The organism is Pseudomonas sp. FW305-E2, assembly GCF_058782925.1.
Genome location: NZ_JBYSYE010000003.1, coordinates 87,008 through 104,361, shown reverse-complemented (window position 1 = coordinate 104,361; position 17,354 = coordinate 87,008). Strand labels below are relative to the sequence as shown.

Below are 17,354 nucleotides of genomic sequence, written 5' to 3'. Positions count from 1 at the left end.
TCGCAGATTAAATGGTTACCAGCCCGCGTACACCTTCGGCTTGCATGTTTTCGCCGCGGCCGCGCTGGATGATTTCGCCGCGGGCCATGACCAGGTACTGGTCAGCCAGCGCTTCGGCAAAGTCGTAGAACTGCTCCACCAGCAAAATTGCCATGTCGCCACGCTCGGCCAAGCGGCGGATGACCGCGCCGATCTCCTTGATCACCGACGGCTGGATGCCTTCGGTCGGCTCGTCGAGAATCAGCAAGCGTGGGCGGCTGGCCAGGGCGCGGCCGATGGCCAGCTGTTGCTGCTGGCCGCCAGACAGGTCGCCACCGCGGCGTTGTTTCATCTGCTCCAGCACAGGGAACAGCTCGTAGATGAAGGCCGGGACCTCGCGGGCTTCGCGGGCGGGGAAGCGCGACAGGCCCATCAGCAGGTTTTCCTCGACGGTCAGGCGCGGGAAGATCTCGCGGCCCTGGGGCACGTAGGCGATGCCGGCCTGCACCCGTTGCTGTGGTTTGAACGCGGTGATCGGCTTGCCTTCCCATTCGATGCTGCCGTCGCGGGCGGGCACCAGGCCCATCAGGCAGCGCAGCAAGGTGGTCTTGCCCACGCCGTTGCGGCCCAGCAGGCAGGTCACTTCGCCGACCTTGGCTTCGAAGGACAGGCCGCGCAGGATGTGGCTGCCGCCGTAGTACTGGTGCAGGGTGTCGATCTTGAGCATGTGAGAGTTCCTGAAAGGGATGCTGTGCCTAAGCCGGCCTTTTCGCGGGCAAGCCCGCTCCTACGACGGGAACCGCCCCATGGCATTACGCCCCCTGTAGGAGCGGGTTTACCCGCGAAGAGGCCGGCACAGGCGCCAAAAATTTCAAATCCGGTCACCGGCCCAGATACACCTCGACCACCCGCTCATCTGCCTGCACCTGCTCCAGCGAGCCTTCCGCCAGCACGCTCCCCTGGTGCAGCACGGTCACATGGTCGGCAATGCTGCCGACGAAGCCCATGTCATGCTCCACCACCATCAGCGAATGCTTGCCAGCCAGGCCCTTGAACAGCTCGGCGGTAAATTCGGTCTCGGCATCGGTCATGCCGGCCACCGGTTCATCGAGCAGCAGCAGTTGCGGCTCCTGCACCAGCAGCATGCCGATCTCCAGAAACTGCTTCTGCCCATGCGACAGCAAGCCGGCCTGGCGCTGCGCCAGCGGCAGCAGGCGCAAGGTGGTCAGCACGTCCTCGATACGCTGGCGCTGGTCACCGCTCAGGCGCGCGGCCAGGCTGGCCCACACCGACTTGTCGGTCTTCAGCGCCAGTTCCAGGTTCTCGAACACGGTCAGCGCTTCGAACACTGTGGGCTTCTGGAACTTGCGGCCAATGCCGGCCTGGGCGATCTGGTATTCGCTCATGCGGGTCAGGTCGAGGGTATCGCCGAAGTAAGCCGTGCCGCTGTCGGGGCGGGTCTTGCCGGTGATTACGTCCATCATCGTGGTCTTGCCGGCGCCGTTGGGGCCGATGATGCAGCGCAGCTCGCCCACCCCGATGTACAGGTTCAGCGCGTTGAGCGCCTTGAAACCATCGAAGCTGACGCTGATGTCTTCCAGGCTCAGCACCGTACCGTGGCGGGTATCCAGGCCGGCCTTGCGGCTGTGGCCCAGGCCGATGGCATCGCGCCCGGCGCCGAGGTTGTCGAATACCGGTTCCAGCATGAACTCCGGGTGGACTGGGGGCACGCCTCTCATGGCTGGCTCCTTTTCTTCAACAGGCCGACCACGCCCTTGGGCAGGTACAGGGTAACGAGGATGAACAACGCGCCGAGGAAGAACAGCCAGAACTCGGGGAAGGCCACGGTGAACCAGCTTTTCATACCGTTGACCAGGCCGGCACCGAGCAGCGGGCCGATCAGCGTGCCGCGCCCGCCCAAGGCTACCCAGACGGCGGCTTCGATCGAGTTGGTCGGCGACATCTCGCTGGGGTTGATGATGCCTACCTGCGGCACGTACAGCGCACCGGCCAGGCCGCACAGCACGGCGCTCAGTACCCACACCAGCAGCTTGAAGCCGCGCGGGTCGTAGCCACAGAACATCATGCGGTTTTCAGCGTCACGCACCGCGGTGAGCAGGCGGCCGAACTTGCTGCGGGTCAGGCGCCAGCACAGGTACAGGCTGGCCAGCAGCAGGCCCACGGTCAGCAGGAACAACACCGCGCGGGTGCCCTGGGCTGCAATGTCGAAGCCGAGGATGGTGCGGAAGCTGGTGAAGCCGTTGTTGCCGCCGAAGCCGGTTTCGTTGCGGAAGAACAGCAGCATGCCGGCAAAGGTCAGGGCCTGGGTCATGATCGAGAAGTACACGCCTTTGATCCGCGAGCGGAAAGCGAACCAGCCGAACACCAGCGCCAGCAGCCCGGGCGCCAGCACCACCAGGCACAGGGCCCAGGCGAAATACTGGGTACCAGCCCAGTACCAGGGCAGCTCGGTCCACGACAGGAATGTCATGAACCCGGGCAGGCCGTCGCCGGCGGCCTGCCGCATCAGGTACATGCCCATGGCATAGCCGCCCAGGGCGAAGAACAAGCCATGGCCCAGTGACAGCAGCCCGGCATAGCCCCAGACCAGGTCCAGGGCCAAGGCGACGATGGCGTAACAAAGAATCTTGCCGACCAGGGTCAGGGTGTAGGCCGACACCTGTAGAGCATGGTCTGCCGGCAGCAGTGAGCACAGTGGCAAAGCCACCAGCAGCAGGACGACGACGGCACCGAGGGTAAGGGTCAGGCGTGGGCCGGCCTTTTGCGTAGCAGTGACAAGCAGTGGCTGGTTCATCAGTCGATTACCCGTCCCTTGAGGGCGAACAGGCCTTGCGGGCGTTTCTGGATGAACAGAATGATCAACGCAAGGATGAGGATCTTGCCGAGTACGGCACCGATCTGCGGCTCCAGCAGCTTGTTGGCGATGCCCAGGCCGAACGCGGCCCAGAGGCTACCGGCCAGTTGCCCGACGCCGCCGAGCACCACCACCAGGAATGAATCGATGATGTAGCTTTGGCCCAGGTCCGGGCCGACATTGCCCACCTGGCTCAAGGCCACGCCACCGAGCCCGGCGATGCCCGAGCCAAGGCCAAAGGCGAGCATGTCGACGCGCCCGGTGGACACGCCGCAGCAGGCGGCCATGTTGCGGTTCTGGGTGACTGCGCGCACGTTCAGGCCCAACCGGGTACGGTTGAGCAGCAGCCAGGTGAGCAGCACCACGGCCAGGGCGAAGCCGATGATGACCAGGCGGTTGTATGGCAGCACCAGGTTGGGCAGCAGCTGGATGCCGCCAGACAGCCAGGCTGGGTTGCTCACCTCGACGTTCTGCGCGCCGAACAGCAGGCGGATGGCCTGGATCAGGATCAGGCTGATGCCCCAGGTGGCCAGCAGGGTTTCCAGTGGCCGGCCGTACAGGTGGCGGATCACCGTGCGCTCCAGCGCCATGCCTACCCCGGCACTGACGGCGAACGCCACCGGCAGGGCAATCAGCGGGTAGAACTCGATGGCGCCTGGGGCGAAGCGCTGCAGCAGTACCTGGACCATGTAGGTGCTGTAGGCGCCGAGCATCAACATCTCGCCATGGGCCATGTTGATCACCCCAAGCAGGCCGAAGGTGATCGCAAGGCCCAGCGCTGCCAGCAGCAGGACCGAACCCAGCGACAGGCCGCTGAAGGCCTGGCCGAGCAGTTCGCCTACCAGCAGTTTGCGCTTGACCTGGGCCAGGCTCGTTTCGGCGGCTGTGCGCACGCCCGGGTCGCGTTCCGCATCGGGCTGCAGCAGGGCTTCGAGGCGCGTGCGGGCCAGCGGGTCGCCGGTTTCACCCAGCAGGCGCACGGCGGCCAGGCGCACTGCTGGCTCGCTGGCGCCCAGTTGCAGGTTGGCAAGGGCCAGGCCGAGGGCGGCCTGTACAGCGGCGTCCGGCTCGGCGGCGAAGCGCCGGTCGAGGAAGGCCATTTGCGCGGGCTGTGCGCTTTTCTGTAATTGCTGGGCCGCGGCCAGGCGGGTGTCGCTGTTGTCGCTGAGCAACTGATGGCTGGCCAGGGCGTTGTCGATCAGGCCGCGCAGGCGGTTGTTCAGGCGCACCTTGCGGGTGTCGTCGGCAGCGATGCGGCCTTGGCGCAGGTTTTCCAGCAGCGGCAGGCGCGCAGCATCGGGTTGTGCTGCCCAACCTTCGAGCAGGCGGCCTTGCTCGGCGGGCTTGGCGGTGAGAAAGAATTCGCCCTCGCTGGCGTGGGTTGCCAGGGGCATTAGCAGGAGAAGGGTGAGCAGGAGTCTGAGCATGCGGGCAATCCTGAAAATCGGTGTTGGATTCTTCGCGGGTAAACCCGCTCCTACACAGAGATGGTGCAAGGTTTGAAACCTGCGCGGTCCTTGTAGGAGCGGGTTCACCCGCGAATGGGCTGCAAAGCAGCCCCATGCACTCAGTTACCTTTCACGGCGTAATCTGGCCGCTTGTCATTGCCCGGAATGAACGGGCTCCATGGCTGCGCCCTTAGCGGCTGCTCGGTTTCCCACACCACGCTGAACTGGCCGTCATCCTGAATCTCGCCGATCATCACCGGCTTGTGCAGGTGGTGGTTGGTCTTGTCCATGGTCAGGGTGAAGCCCGACGGCGCCTCGAAGCTCTGCCCGGCCAGTGCTTCGCGGACCTTGTCAACGTCAGTGGACTTGGCTTTCTCGACAGCCTGGGCCCACATGTGGATGCCCACGTAGGTGGCTTCCATGGGGTCGTTGGTCACGGCCTTGTCGGCACCCGGCAGGCCCTTGGCCTTGGCGTAGGCCTTCCAGTCGGCGACGAATTTCTGGTTGACCGGGTTATCCACCGATTCGAAGTAGTTCCATGCCGCCAGGTGGCCCACCAGCGGTTTGGTGTCGATGCCGCGCAGTTCCTCCTCGCCCACCGAGAAGGCCACCACCGGCACGTCGGTGGCCTTCAGGCCCTGGTTGGCCAGTTCCTTGTAGAACGGCACGTTGGAGTCACCGTTGACTGTGGATATGACAGCGGTCTTGCCGCCGGCGGAGAACTTTTTGATGCTGGCGACAATGGTCTGGTAATCAGCGTGGCCAAAGGGCGTGTAAACCTCTTCGATGTCCTTGTCGGCCACGCCTTTGCTGTGCAGGAATGCGCGCAGGATCTTGTTGGTGGTGCGCGGGTAGACGTAATCGGTGCCCAACAGGAAGAAGCGCTTGGCGCTGCCGCCGTCCTCGCTCATCAGGTATTCCACGGCCGGGATGGCCTGCTGGTTCGGGGCGGCGCCCGTGTAGAACACGTTCGGCGACATCTCTTCGCCCTCATACTGCACCGGGTAGAACAGCAGGCCGTTGAGTTCTTCGAACACCGGCAGAACGGACTTGCGCGACACGGAGGTCCAGCAGCCGAACACCACGGCCACTTTGTCCTGGGTCAGCAGTTGGCGGCTCTTTTCAGCGAACAGCGGCCAGTTGGACGCCGGGTCGACCACCACCGGTTCCAGCATCTTGCCGTTCACGCCACCCTTGGCGTTGATCTGCTCGATGGTCATCAGCGCCATGTCCTTGAGCGATGTCTCGGAAATGGCCATGGTCCCGGAAAGCGAATGCAGGATACCGACCTTGATGGTCTCGGCGGCCTGGATACTCCAGCTCAGGCCCATCGCCGCAATCGATGCGCTGAGGGTAAGGGCCTTGATCAGACTGCGACGCTTCATGTGCTCTCTCCGCTGAGTTTTTTATGGTGTTGGGCAAGCGGGGAGGGCGTTGCAAGGGGTGTGCCTAGTGGCAAAAGGTACGGTTTAGAGGGGCTGTGCGAGGTGTTGGGGCGTTGGTTGGATCCAGGTTGGTGCCTGATGGAATTGTGTGCACAGGATTGGGGCCGCGGTGCGGCCCATCGCGACACAAGGCCGCTCCCACAGGCGCCAGCTTTTAGAAATTAAGCAAGACAGTTGCTCCCACATCGGACGGCGTACACCGTGCCTTCGTGGGAGCGGCCTCGTGTCGCGAAAGGGCTGCGACGCAGCCCCCGAGGCCATCAGCCGTTACGCACGGCCGTGCGGGGATGGCGCCTGCTGCGTACGAGCTGGTAGGTCACCGCCAGCACCACAAACCAGATCGGCGTCACCACCAGCGCTGAACGGGTATCCGCTTCCAGGCTCAGCAACACCAGGATGAAAGCGAAGAACGACAGGCACACGTAGCACATGAAGCGCCCGCCCGGCATCTTGTAGTTCGATGCCTGGTGCAGCGCCGCGCGGTCTTTGCGGTACTTCAGGTATGACAGCAGAATCAGCGTCCACACGAACATGAACAGTACCGCCGACACGGTGGTGACCAGGGTGAATGCCTCGACCACGTTCGGCACCAGGTAGATCAGCACCGCACCGAGCAACAGGCAGGTGCACGAGAAGTACAGGCCGTTGGCCGGCACCGAACGGCTCGACAGTTTTTCAAAGGCCTTGGGCGCGTCACCTTCCTGCGACAGGCCGTAGAGCATGCGGCTGGTGGAGAATACGCCGCTGTTGGCCGAGGAGGCCGCCGAGGTCAGCACCACGAAGTTGATGATGCTCGCTGCCGCCGGCAGGCCTGCCAGCACGAACAACTCAACGAATGGGCTCTTGCCTGGCACCACGTCGCGCCACGGGGTCACGGCCATGATCGCGATCAGCGCCAGCACATAGAACACGATGATGCGGATCGGGATCGAATTGATCGCCCGCGGCAGGGTGCGTTCCGGGTTCTTCGCTTCGGCGGCGGTGGTACCCACCAGCTCGATGCCGACGAAGGCGAACACGGCGATCTGGAAACCGGCGAAGAAGCCCATCAGGCCATGGGGGAACATGCCGCCGTCATTCCACAGGTTGGCCAGCTGGGCGGTGCGCCCGCTGGGCGAGGTGAAGCCGGTGATGACCATGTACAGGCCGGTCGCGACCAGACCGAGGATGGCAACGATCTTGACCAGGGCGAACCAGAACTCCATTTCGCCGAACATTTTTACGGTGACCAGGTTCAGCGACAGCAGCAGCCCTACGCAGGTCAGCGCCGGTATCCACTGCGGCAAGTCAGGGAACCAGAACTGCGTGTAGGCGGCGATGGCGACCACGTCGGCAATGCCGGTGACCACCCAGCAGAACCAGTAGGTCCAGCCAGTAAAGTAGCCGGCCCAGGGGCCGAGCAGGTCGGCGGAAAAGTCGATGAACGATTTGTAGTTCAGGTTCGACAGCAGCAGTTCGCCCATGGCGCGCATGACGAAGAACAGCATGAAGCCGATAATCATGTAGACGAAGATGATCGATGGCCCGGCCAGGCTGATGGTCTTGCCTGAGCCCATGAACAGACCGGTACCGATCGCGCCGCCGATGGCGATCAGCTGGATGTGGCGGTTGGTCAGGTTGCGTTGCAGGTGCGGTTCATCTGTCGCTATGGGTGAGGTTTGCGTCATAGGCTGCATTCCCTTGTAAAGGCCAGTCTTCTTGTCAGAGGTAGCCGGCTAGGCTAACACGCGCGTTCCAGTTCGGGGCGCGACAGATCGACTCTCCATTTGCAGCTCAGCATTTGGCCTGTACCGGCCTCTTCGCGGGTAAACCCGCCCCTACAAAGGCAACGCGGTCCCCTGTAGGAGCGGGTTTACCCGCGAAGAGGCCAGCACAGGCAACACAAGGCTCAAGCGCTGGCCAAGACCCTGCGGCGCCTCACCACCAAACTATCCACCCCCCACATCACCACCATCGACACCCCTACCAGCGGGAACATCACCCCCAGCACCAGCATCACTGCCACCGCCGCCTTCCAGCGTGGCAGGTCATGACGCAAAGGCGGTACGCCCAGGCCGCCGTCCGGCCGGCGCTTCCACCACATCACCAGCCCGCTCATCGAACCCAGCAGGATCATCAGGCACACCAGCAGGATGATGATCTGGTTCAGCGCCCCGAACATCTTGCCTTCGTGCAGCATCACGCCCAGCTCGGTGGCGCGGGCAACCGGGCTGTAGTCCTGCCAGCGCACATCGGCCAGAACCTTGCCGGTGTATTGGTCGACATGCAGGGTGGCGTCGTTGCGCGGGTCGTCGGCGAACACGGCAATGGTGAACACCCCGTCGGCAGTGGTGGGCAGGGTAATGCTGTAGCCCGGCTCGACCTGACGCGAAGTGGCAATGTCTTCGACTTGCTGCACGCTCACCTGGGGCGCTGCGGGCAGGTCCGACATCATGTGGTGCCCGCCGTGCTCGGCGTGTGCACCGGACTGTGGCATCGGCGTGTTTTCCATGGCCCAGGGTACGGTCTGGCGGTGTGCGCTGTTCAGCTCACGCGCCTGCTGGTCCGACTTGGGCACGTCGTTCCACATGGCTGCCGGGAAGCGGTTCCACAAATCAGCGTACTGCTTGCCCCACAAGCCGGTCCAGGTCATGCCGCTGATCAGCATCAACAACAGCAAGGCCGAACCCCAGAAACTGGTTACCGCGTGCAGGTCACGCCAGAGCAGCCGGCCGCGTGCCGTCAGCCGCGGCCAAAGCACGCCAGCGCCACTGCGCCCGCGCGGCCACCACAGGTACAGGCCCGATACCACCAGCACGATGCCCCAGCCCGCCGCCAGTTCCACCAGCCGGTCACCGACCGTGCCGATCATCAGCTCGCCATGCAGGGCGCGGGCGATGGCCTGCAGGTTCTGCTTGCCGTCCTGTTCGCCGAGGACCTTGCCGCTGTATGGGTCGACGAACACGTTCAGTTCGCGCCCGCCGTTATGCACCACGAACTGCGCACTGCGCGCGGCGTTCAGTGGCGGCAAGTACTGGGCGATGTGGCCCTTTGGGTAGGCTTGGCGCACTTCAGCCAGCATCGTGTCTGCGCCCTGCCGGTGCTGGCCGGCCTCGACCACCATCAGCTCGCGGTACAGCAGCGGGTCGAGCTGGGGCTTGAACAAGTAGATGATCCCGGTGATTGCCAACAGGATCATGAACGGGGCCACGAACAGCCCCGCATAAAAATGCCAACGCCAGGCCAGGTTATAGAAAGAGACGCGTGTTCCTCTCATGGGAACCTCCTTTTTTGACCAGCTGAAAGGCGCAACCGAAGCTGCGCCCGTTGTTGTCAGAAGCTGAAATCGACCTTGGTCCAGAAGGTCCTGCCTGGCTCGTTGACCGGCTGTGGATCTGTAGCCGGGTAGCCGAACCCGGCGTTCCCGGCCAGGTTCAAGTGCTCGGCGTAGGTTTTGTCGAACAGGTTGTCGACCCCTGCGCTGAGCTTGAGGTTGTTGTTCACCTTGTAGGCGCCGTTCAGGGAGAACACGCCGAAGCCGGCGCTCTTGTCATAGTCCTTGCCAACGACGTTCCCTTGGTTTTCGGCAATGCGGTTTTGCGCCGCCACCAGCCGCCACAGTGCGCCGACGCTCCACACATCGCGGCTGTAGGTCAGGCCCAGGCGGCTTTCCAGGGGAGGCATTTGAGGTAGCGCCTTGCCGTCACTGCTGTTCTTGCCCCAAGCGTAGGCAAGCGTGGCGTCGGCCTTCCAGTTGTCAGTCAGCTGGTAGGCGGCGCCCAGTTCGCCACCCATGATGCGGGCGTCGATGTTCTGCGCCTGCGAGGTGCTCATGCCCATCATGCCGGTGCGGTAGTCGAACAGGATGTAGTCGCGAATCTGCCCGACATAGCCCGAAGCCCAGGCCTCCAGGCGCTCGGTGCGGTACTGGATGCCGAAGTCGAGCTGGGTGGTTTTCTCTGGCTTGATGCCGTCGAAGGCGTTGGCTGCCCCGGCGGGTGCCAGCTTGGGTGAGAACAGCTCCCAGTAGTCGGGGAAGCGCTGGGCGTGGCCGAGGCCGATGTAGGTGGTGGCTGGAATGGCTGCAAGGTCGTGCTCGTAGCGGATGAAACCACTCGGCAAGGTGTCGGCACGGGTGTCGCCTTCGGTGGCGCTGGTTTTGCGGAAGTCGCGCGCCGAGGCGCGGTCCAGACGGGCGCCGGTAATCAAGCGGTCCTCGCCGCTGACGTACCAGGTCAGTTCGCTGAAGGCGCCGTAGTTGTGGAAGTCGGCGTCCTTGGTCCAGGCCTGGCCCTTGTGTGCGTCCACACCCATACCGCCACGCTTGCGATGTTCGTTGGTTTGCGCGTCGATGCCGCTGATCAGCTGCACGTCGGCCCAGCGCCAGGTGGCCTTGATGCGTGCACCCATGGTGCGGCGGTCGACGTTGCTGACCATCGGCATGCCCATCATGCCGCTACCCGACGGCGTGCGCAGGCTGTAGTTGTCCATCACATGGTCGGCGTAGTTGTAGTAGACCTGCGCCTCGACTTTGTCGAGCACCTCGCCGAGGTTGGACTTTTCAAAGCGCAGGCCCAGGCTTTCGCGCTTGAACTGCGAGCCGTCCATGCCGCGCCCGGCGTAGCGGGCTTCGCCATCACCCTTGCCGGCCGTCAGTTCCAGCAAGGTGTCCTGGTCGGGTGTCCAGCCGAGGGCGACATCGCCGTTCCACTTGTCCCAGCGCGACGGCACGGTGTCGTTGTTGCCGTCGTGGTAGTCGTCCGAACGTGACTGGTTACCGACGAAGCGGGCATAGGCCTGACTGTTGCCAGCCGCGGCATCCAGCACCTTGTCGAAGCGGCCGTTGGAGCCGGCCAGCAGGCTTGCGTTGACGCGGCTGCCGAGGGTGCCGAATTTCTCCGGTTCGCGCTCGAAGAGGATGGTGCCCGCCGAGCCGCCGGGGCCCCAGATGACGCTCTGCGGGCCTTTGATCACGGTCAGGCGGTCGTAGGTTTCTGGCGAAATATAGGACGTGGGCGCGTCCATGCGATTGGGGCAGGCGCCAAGCATCAAGCCACCGTTGGTGAGGATGTTCAGGCGCGAGCCGAACATGCCGCGCAGTACCGGGTCGCCGTTGGTACCGCCGGCACGGATTGCCGAGAAGCCGGGGATGGTCTTCAGGTAGTCGGCGCCGTCGCTGGCCGGCACTGGCTGGCGCGGGTCTTTCGGGTTGGTGACCACGGTCAGCGGTGAACTCGGGGCCACGGCGGTGATCACCGTCGGGCTCAGCTCGGGTGCGTCGTGCACATGGCCTTCATGGCCAGGGTCGGCGGCCAGGGCCATGGGTGCGAGCAGCGAACCGCACAGGGCGGCGATGGTCCCACGCAGGGACAAGGCAAAAACAGGGGTGCAGCCGGACATAATGATTCCAGTCGATCAGTCATGAGTTAGCGCGAAGCCTCCTGGCTTCGTGCGCAAAATGTGGTTTCAGACGTTGATCGAAGAAGGCGGGGCGCGGCTGCGCGCACCAGGGAATACAGCCTGCCGGGCATGGCCCTGGTGCGTTGGCGCAAGCAGGTGGCTGGTGGGGACGATGCTGCCGGCGCTGAGCGGGCTGAGGGCCTGGGGCAGGGCCGGGCAGTTGAACAACAGGCTGCAGTAACCGCACTTTTCCCACATCACATGCAGCTGACCATCGCCGCCGTGACCGTGGTGGGCGTCGCCGCCGTGCTGATGGGCAGCCGCCATCGGCATGTCCATCGGCATGTTCATGCCCGCGTGGTGGTCCATCGGCATCGACTGGGAAATCAGCGGGCCGATGAAGATCATCCACATGGCGAACAGGCTCAGCCATCCGCCACCGGCGCGCCTGAGGTCAGGGCGGGTGGTACGGCCGATGCTGTGGCGCGGCAGGCTCATGGCGCGTGCCTGTCAGCAGGTATCAGTGCGCGTGTTCGTGGGCTTGCGGCTGGTCCGCTGGCGCCTGCTTCTGCACGGCCACTTCGACGGTGATGTCGCCGGCCTTCTCGAAGTGCAGGGTCAACGGGAAGCGTTTGCCGTCGCTGAGCAGGCTACGGTCCTTGGGCTGCATCAGCATCACGTGGTAGGCGCCAGGGGCAAAGGTCAGGTCCTTGCCGGCAGGTACTACCACACTGGGCACCTGTTGCATCTTCATGGCGCCAGTGGCGCTCATGGCATGCTCGTGCAGTTGCGCGTCATCGCTGATGGGGCTGTCGACGCTGAGCAGGCGGTCATCGGCCTGGCCTTTGTTGTGCACCACGAAATACGCGGCGACGTTAGGCGCGTTGGGTGGCAACTGCAGCGACCACGGGTGAGCAATGTGCAGGTCACCCACGCTGTATTCGTGGGCATTGGCAAAGGCGCCAGGCAGCAGCAGGGCGGCCATGACGAGGGCGTGCTTGAGCATGGTGAATCTCCGTTTCCGTTCTGGTTCAGGCAGACAGCGTGATGAACTCAGGCTAGCGGAGAGGCACGAGGATTCAGCCCAGGCCAGAGCTGGCGGGGCGTGGGTGTGTACTTGGCAGGTGGCGGCAGCAGCCCGCTGAGCAGTGTCGGCGGGTTGTGCAACTGTGGCGGGTAGCCGGGCAGGGCCAGCAACGGCACGGCACCAGAACAGCACCAGCAGTTCATCATGCCGGCGCTGTCGTCACCTTGCGGGCCGAGGTCGATCTTGGCCAGGGCCTGAACGTCGACGTTGGCCTTGTTGGCCATGCTGGAACAGAAAGCCCCCCACAGCAGCTGCTCGGCCGGGCCCTTGGGCGCAGCAGAAGACAGCGGCATGGCCAGCAAGTTGAATAGCACTGCAAGGCAGGCTATCCAGGCAATGTGCCGACGTGGGGGCATGGAGAGATCCGGTCAGGAATCGTGGTGGCTATTGTAAGGCGGAGTATAGGTAAAAATGCCGGGGTGCGGTGAAGTGACGCAGGTGGCCTGGTAATGGGGGGGCTGCTGTGCAGCCCATCGCGACACAAGGCCGCTCCCACAGAATTGCGTCAGCCTCGAATACTGCGCTGTCCTGTGGGAGCAACTGTCTTGCTCAATTTCTAAAAGCTGGCGCGATCCCTGTGGGAGCGGCCTTGTGTCGCGATAGGGGCGCAAAGCGCCCCCGACACTCTCAAACCTTGTTGCGGCCCATCAACCCGCGCACGGTCTCTTGCAGGTCAGCCGGCAACACCACCACCTTGGCATTGCTGCTGCCCGCCAGGTTCTCCATCGCGCCCACATAGCGTTCGCCCAATAGGTACATCGCCGGTACGGTCTCGTTGCCCACCGCTTCCTTCACCAGCGAAATCGACCGCGCCGAGGCCTCGGCCAGGCTGATCTGCGCCTCGGCATCCAGCCTGGCCGCCTGCAGGCGCGCCTCTGCTTCGAGGATCGCCGCCTGTTTGGCCCCTTCGGCGCGGGTGACGTCGGCCTTGCGCTCACGCTCGGCTGCGGCCTGGCGTTCCATGGCCAACTGCATGTTTTCCGAAGGTTTGATGTCTTGAATTTCCACCGAGCGCACGGTCACGCCCCAGTCTTCGGTCTGCTCGGACATTGCATCGCGCAGACGGGCCTTGATCTGCTCGCGGCTGGACAGCGCCTCGTCGAGGTCCATTGCACCGACGATGGCGCGCAGCGAGGTCATGGTCAGGCTGGTGACGGCGAACGAGAAGTCCTGCACGCCATACGAGGCTTTCTGCGGGTCGACTACCTTGGCGAAACACAGGGCGTTGGCGACGATTACCGCGTTGTCCTTGGTGATGATTTCCTGCTGCTGCACATCGAGGATGATGTCCTTGGTCGGCAGGCGGTAGGCGACCACGTCCATGTAGGGGATGACAATGTTCAGGCCCGGCTTGAGGGTGCTGTGGTAGCGGCCCAGGCGCTCGACGATCCATTCCTCGCCCTGGGGCACGATGCGTACCCCCTTGAACACGGTGATCAGGACGAACAGGGCAATGGCGCCGACGACGATGAGGCTGGTCATGCTGCAAAATTCCTTTTAATGCGGATTCAGGCCCGGATAACGCGGGCGGTGTTCCCCTCGATGGCGGTCAGGCGTACCCGCTCGCCGGCAGCGATCTGGCCATCGGCGATGCAGGTCCATTCTTCGTTGCCGAGGATCGGCTTCTGGAAGCGTACGCGGCCTTTCTGGAACTCCGACACGGGAGCGGTCAGCAGGCCCACTTCGCCGATCACGCTGTCGGCGGTCCAGCGCACATCCGGCTGCTTACGCCGAAACACTTTGAACCACAGCACAGTGGTGGCCGACGACAGCAGTACCCACAGCAGGACCTGCATGTCCAGTTGCAGGCTGGGTGCGGCGAGCGAGATAAGCGAGACCAGCACGGCGCCGATGCCGAACCAGAGTATGAAGAACGTTGGGAGGACCAGTTCAAGCAGGATCAGCGCGATGCCGAAGACCAGCCAGATCCACCATTGCATTTCCATATGGGTGAAACCTTCCGGGGGAGGGGCGTCGAGTTTAAGGCAGCAGAGCGGCAACGGGCCACTGGGTTAGTTGGAAGAAAAGTCTGAAATCTTTGTAGGAGTGCCTGTGTGTCGCGAAAAGGCAGCGCCTAGAGGGCGAGCGCTGTTGCCAGGTCCGCCAGTGAGTCGAATGTCCGGTCCACCTCCGGCAGTGTCGGACGTTTCAGGACAAGCACCGGCACGCCAAGCTCCCGTGCTACCTCCAGCTTCGGCTCGGTCGCCACACTGCCGCTGTTCTTGCTGATCAGCACATCGATGTGGCGGCGCTGGAACAACGCCCGTTCATCTTCGATATGGAACGGCCCACGTGCGCCAATCACTTCACAGCGCTCGTTGCCAGGGCACGCCTCCAGCGCACGCAAGGTCCAGAACTGCTCTGGCGGAATCTCGTCCAGGTGCTGCAGCGGCTCGCGTCCTAGCGTGAACAGTGGCCTGCGGAACGGCTTCAGTGCTTCGATCAACCCTGCCCAATCCTCGACTTCTCGCCAGTCGTCCCCTGCTTGCGCCTGCCAGGCGGGACGACGCAAGGCCCAGCACGGGATGCCGGCGTTGCGTGCGGCGCTGGCGGCATTGCGGCTGATTTGCGCGGCATAGGGATGGGTGGCGTCGATCAGCAGGGTGATACCCGCCTCGCGCAGGTAACGGGTCAAGCCCTCGACACCGCCATAGCCCCCGACCCGCACCTGGCACTGCAAGCCCTGCGGCACGCGGCCGATACCGGCCAGGCTGTAGACATGTCGAGGCCCGAGTTGGCGGGCCATCGCCAGGGCTTCAGTGACCCCTCCCAGCAACAGGATGCGCGCAGTCATTGCACACCCGCCTGGCCGACGATGCCGCCTTGGCGGTCGATGGCGAACACCTCCACGTGCACCTGCGCCGGCACGACGCTACGGGCGAAGGCCAGGGCGTGGGCACACACCGCGTCACCCAGGGCAATGCCGGCCGCATGAGCCAGGGCGAGCGCTTGCTGGCTGGTGTTGGCGCCGCTGATGGCAGCCTGCAACGCCTCGTCAGCGCCAATGTCTGCGGCCCAACCTGCCAGTTGCGGCAAATCGATGCTGGAGTGACGACTGTGCAGGTCCATGTGCCCGGCGGCCAGTTTGCTGATCTTGCCGAAGCCGCCGCACAGGGTCAGGCGCGGCACCGGTACCTTGCGCAGGTGCTTGAGCACCGCGCCGACGAAATCGCCCATTTCGATCAGGGCGATTTCCGGCAGGCCGTAGACGCGGCGCATGGTGTCTTCGCTGGCATTGCCGGTGCACGCGGCTATGTGCGTGTAGCCGTTGGTGTGGGCCACGTCGATGCCTTGGTGGATCGAGGCAATGTAGGCCGCGCAAGAGAACGGCCGGACGATGCCGCTGGTGCCGAGGATCGACAGCCCGCCGAGGATGCCCAGGCGCGGGTTCATGGTTTTCAGGGCCAGTTGCTCACCACCTTGCACATTGACCGTGACCTCGAAGCCGCCAAGGTAGCCGCACGCGTCGGCCAGGCGTTGCAGGTGTTCACTGATCATGCGCCGAGGCACCGGGTTGATGGCCGGCTCACCCACCGCCAGCACCAGCCCCGGGCGTGTCACCGTGCCCACGCCGCTGCCAGCGACAAAACCAATGCCAGGTTCCGCCAGCAGGCGCACCTGGCTATAGAGCAGGGCACCGTGGGTCACGTCCGGGTCGTCACCCGCATCCTTGAGGGTACCGGCTTCGGCGCACTCGCCGATCAGGCGGCAGAATTCCAGGCGCATCTGCACGACCTTGCCTTTGGGTAGGGTGATGTCCACCGCATCATCACGCTGCCCGGTGAGCAGCAGCTTGGCCGCTGCCAGGCTGGTGGCGGTGGCGCAGCTGCCGGTGGTAAGGCCGCTGCGCAGAGGCGCGGGCTGTTCGCGGGTTTCTTCACGCATCGGCGGGTTTCAGTACTTCCAGAAGGGTGATCGGCAGCGCCTGGCGCCAGGTGTCGAACGCACCCAAGGGCTGGGCATGAGCGACATGGATACGGGTCAGCTCACCACCGTGCTGTTCGCGAAAGTGCGCCAGGGCCAGTTCGCTTTGCAGGGTGACGGCGTTGGCCACCAGGCGGCCGCCGGGGCGCAGGCTTGCCCAGCACAGGTCCAGTACACCTGCGCGGGTAACGCCGCCTCCGATGAAGATTGCATCCGGTTGCTCCAGGCCTTGCAGCGCCGCTGGCGCTTTGCCGCGAACCAGTTGCAGACCGGGTACACCCAATGCATCGCGGTTATGCTCGATCAAACCCTGGCGGCCTTCGTCGGCCTCGATGGCCAGCGCGCGGCATGCCGGGTGGGCACGCATCCATTCGATGCCGATCGAGCCGCAGCCCGCACCGACATCCCACAAAAGTTCGCCGGGTTGCGGTGCCAGGCGCGCCAGGGTGATGGCGCGGACATCGCGCTTGGTCAACTGGCCATCGTGCCGGTATGCGGCGTCTGGCAGCCCGGCCAGTCGGTGCAGGCGGGGCGCATCGGGCGTAGCCAGGCATTCGACGGCGACCAGGTTGAGCGCCGCGATACCGGTGTGCGGCCAGTCCTGGGCGGTGCCGGCCAGTGCACGTTCGTCCACGCCCCCCAAGTGCTCGAACACCTGCAGGCGGCTTGGGCCGAAGCCTTGCCCGCGCAGCTGCGCGGCAATTGCCGCCGGGCTGTCGCCATCGTTGCTCAGCACCAGCAGGCGCATGCCGCTGTGCAAGTGGGCATTGAGCGCTGCCAGGGGGCGGGCCACCAGCGACACCACCTGCAGGTCCTGCAGCGGCCAGCCCAGGCGGGCAGCGGCCAGGGCGCAGGAAGAGGGCATCGACAGCACGCGCATTTCTGCAGCAGGCACCTGGCGCGCCAGGCTGGCACCGACGCCGTAGAACATAGGGTCACCGCTGGCCAGCACGCACACCGGCTCGCCGCGCAGGTTCAACACCGGGGCCAACGAGAACGGGCTGGGCCAGGCCAGCTGTTCCGCGGTCACGCAACGTGGCAGCAAGGCCAGCTGGCGTGGGCTGCCGAAGACCCGCCCAGCGCCCAGCAGGGCGCGCCGGGCCTGTTTGCCCAGGCCGCTGAAGCCGTCTTCGCCGATGCCTACTACTGTCAGCCAGGGTGTCATGTATTTCGATCCGCCATTTTTGGGGCCGCTTCGCGCCCCTTCGCGGGCAAGC

The 17,354-nt window shown here is 64.5% G+C and carries 16 protein-coding genes; all 16 read right to left on the bottom strand.

Annotated features, from left to right (window positions below; translation table 11 throughout):
• Positions 1–7: 7 nt before the first annotated feature.
• On the bottom strand, positions 8–706 hold the full coding sequence (gene urtE / locus AC3WLP_RS04390) for an urea ABC transporter ATP-binding subunit UrtE (RefSeq protein ID WP_003249634.1): 699 nt from the start codon (positions 704–706) through the stop codon (positions 8–10).
• A gap of 154 nt (positions 707–860) precedes the next feature.
• Positions 861–1,718, bottom strand: a complete 858-nt coding sequence (urtD, locus tag AC3WLP_RS04385) for an urea ABC transporter ATP-binding protein UrtD (protein WP_003249637.1) — start codon at positions 1,716–1,718, stop codon at positions 861–863.
• Positions 1,715–2,794, bottom strand: a complete 1,080-nt coding sequence (gene urtC / locus AC3WLP_RS04380; protein ID WP_088513273.1) for an urea ABC transporter permease subunit UrtC — start codon at positions 2,792–2,794, stop codon at positions 1,715–1,717. Before urtC ends, urtD begins: the two co-directional genes overlap by 4 nt.
• A complete protein-coding gene (gene urtB, locus AC3WLP_RS04375) occupies positions 2,794–4,281 on the bottom strand; it encodes an urea ABC transporter permease subunit UrtB (RefSeq protein ID WP_004576469.1) in 1,488 nt (495 codons plus the stop codon). Before urtB ends, urtC begins: the two co-directional genes overlap by 1 nt.
• Before the next feature lie 140 nt (positions 4,282–4,421).
• Entirely contained in the window at positions 4,422–5,687 is a 1,266-nt protein-coding gene (gene urtA, locus AC3WLP_RS04370) for an urea ABC transporter substrate-binding protein (protein ID WP_003249642.1), read from the bottom strand.
• Positions 5,688–6,007: 320 nt separating this feature from the next.
• A complete protein-coding gene (gene cycA / locus AC3WLP_RS04365) occupies positions 6,008–7,414 on the bottom strand; it encodes a D-serine/D-alanine/glycine transporter (RefSeq protein ID WP_003249645.1) in 1,407 nt (468 codons plus the stop codon).
• Positions 7,415–7,635: 221 nt separating this feature from the next.
• Positions 7,636–9,003 carry a PepSY-associated TM helix domain-containing protein gene (locus AC3WLP_RS04360; RefSeq protein WP_088513272.1) on the bottom strand — a complete coding sequence of 456 codons (1,368 nt, stop codon included), beginning with the start codon at positions 9,001–9,003 and terminating at the stop codon, positions 7,636–7,638.
• A 56-nt stretch (positions 9,004–9,059) separates the two neighbouring features.
• Positions 9,060–11,126, bottom strand: a complete 2,067-nt coding sequence (locus tag AC3WLP_RS04355) for a TonB-dependent copper receptor (protein ID WP_004577042.1) — start codon at positions 11,124–11,126, stop codon at positions 9,060–9,062.
• 66 nt (positions 11,127–11,192) lie between these two features.
• A complete protein-coding gene (locus AC3WLP_RS04350) occupies positions 11,193–11,624 on the bottom strand; it encodes a DUF2946 domain-containing protein (RefSeq protein WP_003249651.1) in 432 nt (143 codons plus the stop codon).
• Positions 11,625–11,646: 22 nt separating this feature from the next.
• On the bottom strand, positions 11,647–12,132 hold the full coding sequence (locus AC3WLP_RS04345) for a copper chaperone PCu(A)C (protein ID WP_004577044.1): 486 nt from the start codon (positions 12,130–12,132) through the stop codon (positions 11,647–11,649).
• Positions 12,133–12,179: 47 nt separating this feature from the next.
• Positions 12,180–12,569 (bottom strand): DUF2946 domain-containing protein, encoded by a 390-nt coding sequence (locus AC3WLP_RS04340; RefSeq protein WP_012053831.1) that lies wholly within the window; start codon positions 12,567–12,569, stop codon positions 12,180–12,182.
• 271 nt (positions 12,570–12,840) lie between these two features.
• Entirely contained in the window at positions 12,841–13,695 is an 855-nt protein-coding gene (locus AC3WLP_RS04335; protein WP_012053830.1) for an SPFH domain-containing protein, read from the bottom strand.
• A 26-nt stretch (positions 13,696–13,721) separates the two neighbouring features.
• Positions 13,722–14,159, bottom strand: coding sequence for an NfeD family protein (locus AC3WLP_RS04330; RefSeq protein WP_012053829.1), 438 nt, complete (start codon positions 14,157–14,159; stop codon positions 13,722–13,724).
• A 128-nt stretch (positions 14,160–14,287) separates the two neighbouring features.
• Positions 14,288–15,007, bottom strand: coding sequence for a cobalt-precorrin-6A reductase (locus AC3WLP_RS04325; protein ID WP_088513271.1), 720 nt, complete (start codon positions 15,005–15,007; stop codon positions 14,288–14,290).
• On the bottom strand, positions 15,004–16,098 hold the full coding sequence (locus tag AC3WLP_RS04320; RefSeq protein ID WP_004577047.1) for a cobalt-precorrin-5B (C(1))-methyltransferase: 1,095 nt from the start codon (positions 16,096–16,098) through the stop codon (positions 15,004–15,006). Before AC3WLP_RS04320 ends, AC3WLP_RS04325 begins: the two co-directional genes overlap by 4 nt.
• Positions 16,091–17,302, bottom strand: a complete 1,212-nt coding sequence (cbiE, locus tag AC3WLP_RS04315; RefSeq protein WP_088513270.1) for a precorrin-6y C5,15-methyltransferase (decarboxylating) subunit CbiE — start codon at positions 17,300–17,302, stop codon at positions 16,091–16,093. The genes AC3WLP_RS04320 and cbiE overlap by 8 nt, the downstream gene beginning before the upstream one ends.
• Positions 17,303–17,354: the final 52 nt, after the last annotated feature.

Bases quoted from the DNA above. Each gene is read 5' to 3' on its own strand.
- urtE (WP_003249634.1), bottom strand. From the start codon at position 706: ATGCTCAAGATCGACACCCTGCACCAGTACTACGGCGGCAGCCACATC.
- urtD (WP_003249637.1), bottom strand. From the start codon at position 1,718: ATGAGAGGCGTGCCCCCAGTCCACCCGGAGTTCATGCTGGAACCGGTA.
- urtC (WP_088513273.1), bottom strand. From the start codon at position 2,794: ATGAACCAGCCACTGCTTGTCACTGCTACGCAAAAGGCCGGCCCACGC.
- urtB (WP_004576469.1), bottom strand. From the start codon at position 4,281: ATGCTCAGACTCCTGCTCACCCTTCTCCTGCTAATGCCCCTGGCAACC.
- urtA (WP_003249642.1), bottom strand. From the start codon at position 5,687: ATGAAGCGTCGCAGTCTGATCAAGGCCCTTACCCTCAGCGCATCGATT.
- cycA (WP_003249645.1), bottom strand. From the start codon at position 7,414: ATGACGCAAACCTCACCCATAGCGACAGATGAACCGCACCTGCAACGC.
- AC3WLP_RS04360 (WP_088513272.1), bottom strand. From the start codon at position 9,003: ATGAGAGGAACACGCGTCTCTTTCTATAACCTGGCCTGGCGTTGGCAT.
- AC3WLP_RS04355 (WP_004577042.1), bottom strand. From the start codon at position 11,126: ATGTCCGGCTGCACCCCTGTTTTTGCCTTGTCCCTGCGTGGGACCATC.
- AC3WLP_RS04350 (WP_003249651.1), bottom strand. From the start codon at position 11,624: ATGAGCCTGCCGCGCCACAGCATCGGCCGTACCACCCGCCCTGACCTC.
- AC3WLP_RS04345 (WP_004577044.1), bottom strand. From the start codon at position 12,132: ATGCTCAAGCACGCCCTCGTCATGGCCGCCCTGCTGCTGCCTGGCGCC.
- AC3WLP_RS04340 (WP_012053831.1), bottom strand. From the start codon at position 12,569: ATGCCCCCACGTCGGCACATTGCCTGGATAGCCTGCCTTGCAGTGCTA.
- AC3WLP_RS04335 (WP_012053830.1), bottom strand. From the start codon at position 13,695: ATGACCAGCCTCATCGTCGTCGGCGCCATTGCCCTGTTCGTCCTGATC.
- AC3WLP_RS04330 (WP_012053829.1), bottom strand. From the start codon at position 14,159: ATGGAAATGCAATGGTGGATCTGGCTGGTCTTCGGCATCGCGCTGATC.
- AC3WLP_RS04325 (WP_088513271.1), bottom strand. From the start codon at position 15,007: ATGACTGCGCGCATCCTGTTGCTGGGAGGGGTCACTGAAGCCCTGGCG.
- AC3WLP_RS04320 (WP_004577047.1), bottom strand. From the start codon at position 16,098: ATGCGTGAAGAAACCCGCGAACAGCCCGCGCCTCTGCGCAGCGGCCTT.
- cbiE (WP_088513270.1), bottom strand. From the start codon at position 17,302: ATGACACCCTGGCTGACAGTAGTAGGCATCGGCGAAGACGGCTTCAGC.